General features: G+C 62.6%; 5 protein-coding genes. 4 read left to right on the forward strand and 1 reads right to left on the reverse strand.

What is annotated here, in order from left to right; all coding sequences use genetic code 11:
- Window positions 1-724: 724 nt before the first annotated feature.
- Together AX703_RS11570 and AX703_RS11575 are read left to right on the forward strand one after the other, a co-directional pair.
- Window positions 725-1,291 (forward strand): porin family protein, encoded by a 567-nt coding sequence (locus tag AX703_RS11570; protein ID WP_082734550.1) that lies wholly within the window; start codon window positions 725-727, stop codon window positions 1,289-1,291.
- An 867-nt stretch (window positions 1,292-2,158) separates the two neighbouring features.
- On the forward strand, window positions 2,159-2,362 hold the full coding sequence (locus tag AX703_RS11575; protein WP_039338252.1) for a hypothetical protein: 204 nt from the start codon (window positions 2,159-2,161) through the stop codon (window positions 2,360-2,362).
- Here the strand turns inward: AX703_RS11575 and AX703_RS28660 are convergent.
- Complete coding sequence (locus AX703_RS28660; RefSeq protein WP_255355053.1) at window positions 2,354-2,485, reverse strand: hypothetical protein; 132 nt, start codon at window positions 2,483-2,485, stop codon at window positions 2,354-2,356. The two genes, AX703_RS11575 and AX703_RS28660, sit on opposite strands and share 9 nt — an antisense overlap.
- A 487-nt stretch (window positions 2,486-2,972) precedes the next feature.
- Between AX703_RS28660 and AX703_RS27365 the strand changes: the two genes are divergently transcribed.
- Together AX703_RS27365 and AX703_RS11590 are read left to right on the forward strand one after the other, a co-directional pair.
- The gene (locus tag AX703_RS27365; RefSeq protein ID WP_156452026.1) at window positions 2,973-3,563 is read left to right on the forward strand and encodes a hypothetical protein; all 591 of its coding nucleotides are present in this window, start codon (window positions 2,973-2,975) and stop codon (window positions 3,561-3,563) included.
- Between the two features lie 426 nt (window positions 3,564-3,989).
- Window positions 3,990-6,621: strawberry notch-like NTP hydrolase domain-containing protein (locus AX703_RS11590; RefSeq protein WP_197423691.1), on the forward strand; the 2,632-nt coding region annotated here is incomplete at its 3' end.

The following is a 6,621-nucleotide window of genomic DNA, read 5'->3' on the forward strand; positions in this document are numbered from 1 at the left end:
CGGCACCTCAGTCTGCACCGGAAATTACACCACGACCGCGGACGCTAACAACCATACCCGGGGACCGCGATTGGTGTCTGTGCTTAACTGCTTGCAGATTTGGCAGGAATGGGTTGCGCGGTAAATCTGGTCCCGATGCATCCAGTGGATGGCTCCATCACCCTTTTTCATAGCCGCCGCGAAGTTGCCTGGAGCAGGCCTCTGCCTGCGCATCGTGCGCCAACTGCGCGGATGTCAGCACCGATACCCGCGATCGAGGCGCTGGTTGGCAAACCGCGCAAGACACCACCGCAAGCCTCGGTCCCGCCAGCGAAGGCCGGATTGGGCAAGAAGGGCGGCAAGGGTCGCCAGTTCATTGTCACCATGAGTGTGCGGACCGAACGGCGGCCGGAGGGCGCCAGTCCACAGGATGCCGCCCAGGTCCCAGTATTCGGGCGGGATGCAGGAAACCGGTTGGTTACCGGGAACCTGGCCCGTCTGTCGCTCGAGGCCGTTCAAGTGAGCAAGCGCACATTTCTGCGACCCTGGTGTGATTTTCTCGCAAGCAGCTTTCGTGTCCCGATGGCATCGCGATTTTTGTTGCATTGCGGCAACACGTTGTTTTTTCGCGACATCGCATGCCCCACTTTGCGGTTGTCCCAGCCGGACAATCCTCAGATGGGCGCGCCGCCGCGGTCTCGGAAAAACGCAATCAGAACCGCGATATGCAAGAATGGGGAACATCATGAAGAAGATCACGATCGCGCTCGCAGCCGTTGTTGCAGCTTGCGCCACGCCTGCGTTTGCCGAGGCTCCCTCGGGCGTCCGCACCGAAGTGCTTGTTGGCTGGGATCGCGTCTCGCTCGACCTGAATGACTTGGGCCTTGGCACGTACAGCAAAGACGGTGTCGGTTTTGGCCTGGCTCTCGGCTATGACATTCCGACCACCGGCAACGTCGCCTTCGGCGTTGACGCTGAAGTCTCGGACTCGTCGACCAAGTACGTTTATGACGATGGCGTCGATCGCGCGGTGATTTCGACCGGCCGTGACCTCTACGTCGGTGCTCGCGTGACTGCCGCGGTCAACCCGAAGCTGAATCTCTATGGCAAGGTTGGCTACACGAACGCCCGCATCAAGGGTGAGCTCAACGGCTTCAAGGATGGCGAGAACGGTGATGGCGTGCGCCTTGGCCTGGGCGCTCAGCTCGGCCTCGGTGGCAACAGCTACGGCCTGCTCGAGTACCGTTACTCGAACTACGAATCCAACTTCTCGCGCAACCAGGTGCTCGCAGGCGTCGGCCTGCGCTTCTGATCACTCCTGAGTGAACGGACTGGGGAGGCCAGCGGCGCTGTCCTCCCCATTTTCTGTGGTCTTCTCGGCCCGATCTGGATTTATCTGCAAGGCTTGAGGCTCCTGCCACGCGTCGGGCAGATTGCAGGATTGAAACCATGATCAACCAAGCAATTGCCCTTGCCAGGTTTTGCAAGAAGTCCTTGCGAGGCGGGTGCAGGGCATCTCTGGGCTTGCATTGAGCATGACCGCCATCGGCCAGCGAAGGGTGCGCCACCGGCTATGGCAGCCAGCACACACGGCCCTCTGTCTCGGTCCATTTGCGCGCTTGCTCGCAACATAGGCCTTGAAAACCGCCGCAGATGGAGCAGCGACCCAACCGTTGCGAGGGACGCAAACCAGTGCGGTAAATCATCATGGCGGTCCACGGTGCAGCAAGAAGAGGATGGCCTCGTTGATCTGCAGTACGGGCTATTCATGCCGATGCGCCAAACATGAACGGCGGTGAAAAGAACGGTTCGAGGAGCCGCCGCCGGGCATCGGTCAAGCGCATGGTAAAGCCAAGTCAGCGCAGGTCACACCGCGCCTGAGCAGGAACCGCCCCTATCGTTCAACTCCCGAAGTCTTTAGCCAGGCCATGCCGATGAACGACCCGGGGCTGATGTCGGATTGGATGATCGATAGCACCCAGCCTGGTGGCGAATTCGGTTCTCAGGCAGCCACCAGCAGCATTGCCAAGGCAGGAGTTTATGGTTGCTGCATCGTTAACGCGATCTTAGGGGCACTTGCCTAGACACGGTTGGCAGGAGGGCATTGCGGCTTTGCCGAACGCATCAGCGCTGCGGTTCTGCCGAATGCCTTCCGAATTTCGTTTGCACCTGCGGCGTGATGACCGTCGTGTCCCGCAAGGTGGCGCAAGGACTGTCGCTCCACGCCGGGACCGGGTTCGGGTCAGGCAGCCAGAGCTGGCAGGCGGACAACGCGATCACGGCTCGCAGAGCCGAGAATCTCCAGCGTTATGGAGCGGCGGGATACCGCCTCGTTGTCATTGTGCTCCAGCATCTGCTCCCCGATAACGCGTATTCATCTTGATGCCGCCATCTGAGGGAACAGCGCGGCAATGCCCTCATCGCATCGCGAGACAATGGCAGCCTCAGCAAGTTCCTCGATGGGCGCTCGACCTTCGGCATCCATCCGCCTCCCGAGCTCTGCCATCTGATCCTGGTGTTTGAATGGCGTTGTCCGGGCAAAGGGCAATCTTCACAGCCCATGCAGCCTCTTGCACGATACAGACACACCTGCGCTCATCGGGAAAGTGCGTGCCAGATCATGCGATGGAGCGGCGCGTTGTGATCCAGCACCCGGACTTGCCAGCCTGGGTCCAATAACCGTCTTGCCAGGATCTGCCCGCGGTAAAAATGAGCTCCTGGAAGAGTTTAGCTGATTGCATCGTTCGCAAGGGCAAGGGCAGGGGCAGGGGCGGCAAGGCCTCACGCAATGTGACCTTGTCCAACGAAGTGCAGTGGAGCTATTCGCACGATCAGAGCGGCCGGTTACACAAGCGCCCGGGCTGCTCAGGCGAAAGGCCATTGCCCAAGCGTTACACGGTGCCGGAATTGTCAGGCACGCACCTGTCGCTCTTCTCGGCGCCACCGAGTGCCAGGAAGGTATCGAACGCTGCCAGCCGCAGGCAGATGTGCTCGTGAAGACTGATCCGGATTGTGCGGGCGCTTTCATCGTTACATTGCAGGATGGCACCCTGATCGGCAGGATCGGCGCAAAGAGTGCACTTGCCAGGGCTATTGCCGACGCCGACGCGGTGCTTGCTGCCAGGATCACCAGCATTGGCGCAGAAGACGGCAAGGGGCAACTGCTGGCGCCTCGAATTGCAGTGGTCACCGGACCAGGCGATGCCCGACCGGACATGGCCTGGCTTGAGAATCACCATGTCCATTCCGTCCAGTTGTCAGGGGAACAGCACTTCCAGAATGCAATCCGCAAACTTGCTCTGGGCGAAGGTGTCACCCTCACGTCGGTGACGGCACATGATCACGGCGAAGGTGCCACTGTTGCCGTGAACAGGCGCGGTGAACCGCTCGGATACCTGCCAGCCGACTCCAAACTGCGTGATGGCGTCAACAATCTGAACGAGGTCGAACGGGCAGAAGTCAAAACTGTCTGCATAGGCAGCGGCGGTTTGAGGACTGTTTTCCTCGCTGTGCACATCGGTGCCCTCGACCGGACACTGCGTGTTGCGGGAAGCCGGCCGAAGCGACAGGTGTGCCCATGCTGATCGGGCTGGACAGCGGCAGCGAAAAGCACAGGGCCACGGACCTGACGCAGATGCCTGGCGTCTCCGGCTAAGCCACAGATGCTGGCGTAACGCGCTGCAGGTTCAGCCTGACATCAGGGAGATTGCGCCTTTGCCGATTGGCTCTCAATACTGGTGCGCCAGGTTGCCATGCTCGAGGCTGGCGGCTCATCGGTTCGGGGATTTCTCAACGGCTCTGCTGCCGATCTGGGCATCGGCAAAGCGTCCTTTGCATTCAGCACCCTTCTTTCAGGCGAGCTGTGTCAAGCCGTCGCGTCCCGGTCGAATCTGCAGGCTGAAGCGATCTGCCAGGGATTTGCCCGGGTAAGGCGCGGGGAGGGGAGGGGGAGCGGGCAGGTATGCCGCCTTGTCGGCTTCAGGCCTTTGCAGCAATTCCCGGAGAAAACCATGACCCTAACTCATGCTCGCGCCAGTGCCATTATGGGCGCAGCGCGCACCCTTGCCGATAGACTGCTTCTTGCGGGGTCGATCAGCAGGGCCACTCTCACCCAAGCCATGACCAAAAGCGCAGGCGGCAGCGATTTCCAGGGCGCGTGGCAGCAGCGCGACAGTTTCGAGGCCTTGGAAGTCGCACTTTGCCTTGCCATTCCGACGCTCGTGGGCCGGATGGAGGTGGCAGCTGCAATCAGTACGCTCGAGGCGATTTCCCGAGCCTTGCCAACGCACACGGTGCGCAGCGAGGACCAGATCCAGTTCCAGCAGTTCTCGACGCCGCCGGCGCTGGCCAGGCTCGCGGTTCATCTGGCGCGGCTTTCCGGCGATGACGTGTTGCTGGAGCCGAGCGCGGGCACCGGGATCATCGCTTCGCTTGCCAAGGGCACGGTCAAGGACCTGATCCTCAACGAACTCGAACCCACCCGCGCGGACCTGCTCGAGACCGTGTTTCCGGGCACGAAGGTCTACCGCCACGACGGCGCGAAACTCAGCGCGCTACTCTCCGGGACAGAACGGCCGAGCGTCGTTCTGATGAACCCGCCGTTCTCGGTGTCGCAATCACGTGGGCAAGATCAGAACACCGCCGCCAGGCACTTGCGTGCTGCGCTCGACCACATGCTGCCGGGTGGCCGGATCGTCGCGATCATCCCGGACTGGTTCTCGCCTTCGGCCAAACACGGAGAAACCTTTCGGCGCACCCTCGAAGGCGCACGGGTCGTCCTGTCGCTCCGCCTCGACAAGGGCGGCTACGTCAAGCACGGCACCGGTATCGCGGTCCGCATGCTGGTGATCGACAAGGTGCCAGGCGAGATCAGCGTATCCACGATCAATCGCGGCTCGGTCGGCGAACTCTTCGCCGCGCTGCCAACCGTGCCACCTCGGGCGCCATTGCGCGACCCGACGCAGGCGGCAGCGCCCCGACCCAAGCTCAGCCTCTTCCGCTCGGTGAAGACCGGTCCAGCCCGGCCCGTGATCGTTCGAACTCTGCAGACCAACGACGTCCGCCCTGTCGCCTACGAAGTCCTGGACGAACCGGCCGCGATGGGCGAGCAGCGCGGGGTCTATGCCGACTACCGGCCATCCCGCGTGGTGATCGCGGAAGCGGGCGAACATCCCACCCACCTCGTCGAATCCGCCGCCATGGCTTCGATCGCCGCGCCGAAACCCAGCTACGTGCCCTCGCTACCCGAGCGGACCGTCACGGCGCGGCTGCTCTCGGCCGCCCAGCTCGAAACCGTGATCTACGCAGGCGAGGCCTGGAGCCGCGATCTCCATGGCCGCTTCAGTCATCCTGACGGCGAAGTCGCGCTCAAGGAGGACCCGGACGGCAAGCTCTACCGCACTGGCTTCTTCCTTGGCGATGGCACTGGGGCAGGGAAGGGGAGGCAGGCAGCGGCCTGCATTCTCGACCAATGGCTCAAGGGCAATCGCCGTCACATCTGGATATCGAAGAATGCGCCGCTGCTCGAGGACGCGCAGCGCGACTGGACCGCGATCGGCGGATTGCCGTCCGACATTCTCGACCTTGCTCGCTGGAAGATCGGCGAGGTGATCACCCCGCCCGAGGGCATCCTGTTCGTTCCTTATGGCACGCTGCGCAGTTCGAGGGTGGAGGATACCCGGCTTGACCAGATCGTTCGCTGGGCCGGTGAAGACTTCGAAGGGGTCATCGTCTTCGACGAGGCCCACGAAATGGGCGGCGTCGCCGGCGGGGAAGGGGGCTTTGGCCAGAGATCCGGGGGCCAGAAACAGGGCTCGCTCCAGGGCATTGCCGGGGTGCTGCTCCAGAACATACTGCCGCGCGCCCGGGTGCTCTACGCTTCGGCCACCGGCGCATCGGACGTCAACAATCTTGCCTATGCGGTCCGACTTGGCCTGTGGGGCCCCGGCACCGCATTCGCAAACCGCGAGCAGTTCATCAGCGAGATCCGCGACGGCGGCATTGCCGCGATGGAACTGGTGGCGCGCGACCTCAAGGCCTCCGGGCTCTACCTCGCCCGGGCATTGAGCTTCGCCGGAATCGAGTACGACATCCTGCGCCATGACCTGACCACTGAGCAGATCGCGGTCTACGACACCTATTGCGAGGCCTGGACGATCATTCACCAGAACCTCGAAGCGGCGCTTGAGCTCACCGGCATCGTCGATGGGCTTGAGAACAGGACGCTCAACAGCGGCGCCAAGGCGGCCGCCCGCAGCCGGTTCGAGGGGACCAAGCAGCGCTTCTTTGCGCAGGTCCTGCTCTCGCTGAAGCTGCCCTCGATCTACCCCGCGATCGACGAGCATCTGGCAAACGACGAAAGCGTCGTGGTCCAGTTGGTCAGTACGGCAGAATCTATCCTCAACCGGCGGCTGAACGAGCTCGATCCCTACGAGCGCGAGGCGCTGGAACTGGACCTGTCGCCAAGAGAGGCGATCGTGGACTACCTCACGCGCGCCTTCCCGACCCGGCAGATGGAGGAATATACCGACGAGCTCGGCGACGTGCGCTCGCGGCCGATGTGGGACGAGGCGGGTAATCCGGTCCACAACCCGCAGGCCGAGGCCGCGCGCGCCGACCCTGTCTCTTATACACATCTCCGAG

The organism is Novosphingobium sp. CCH12-A3, from assembly GCF_001556015.1.
In the GTDB taxonomy this organism is placed as follows: domain Bacteria; phylum Pseudomonadota; class Alphaproteobacteria; order Sphingomonadales; family Sphingomonadaceae; genus Novosphingobium; species Novosphingobium subterraneum.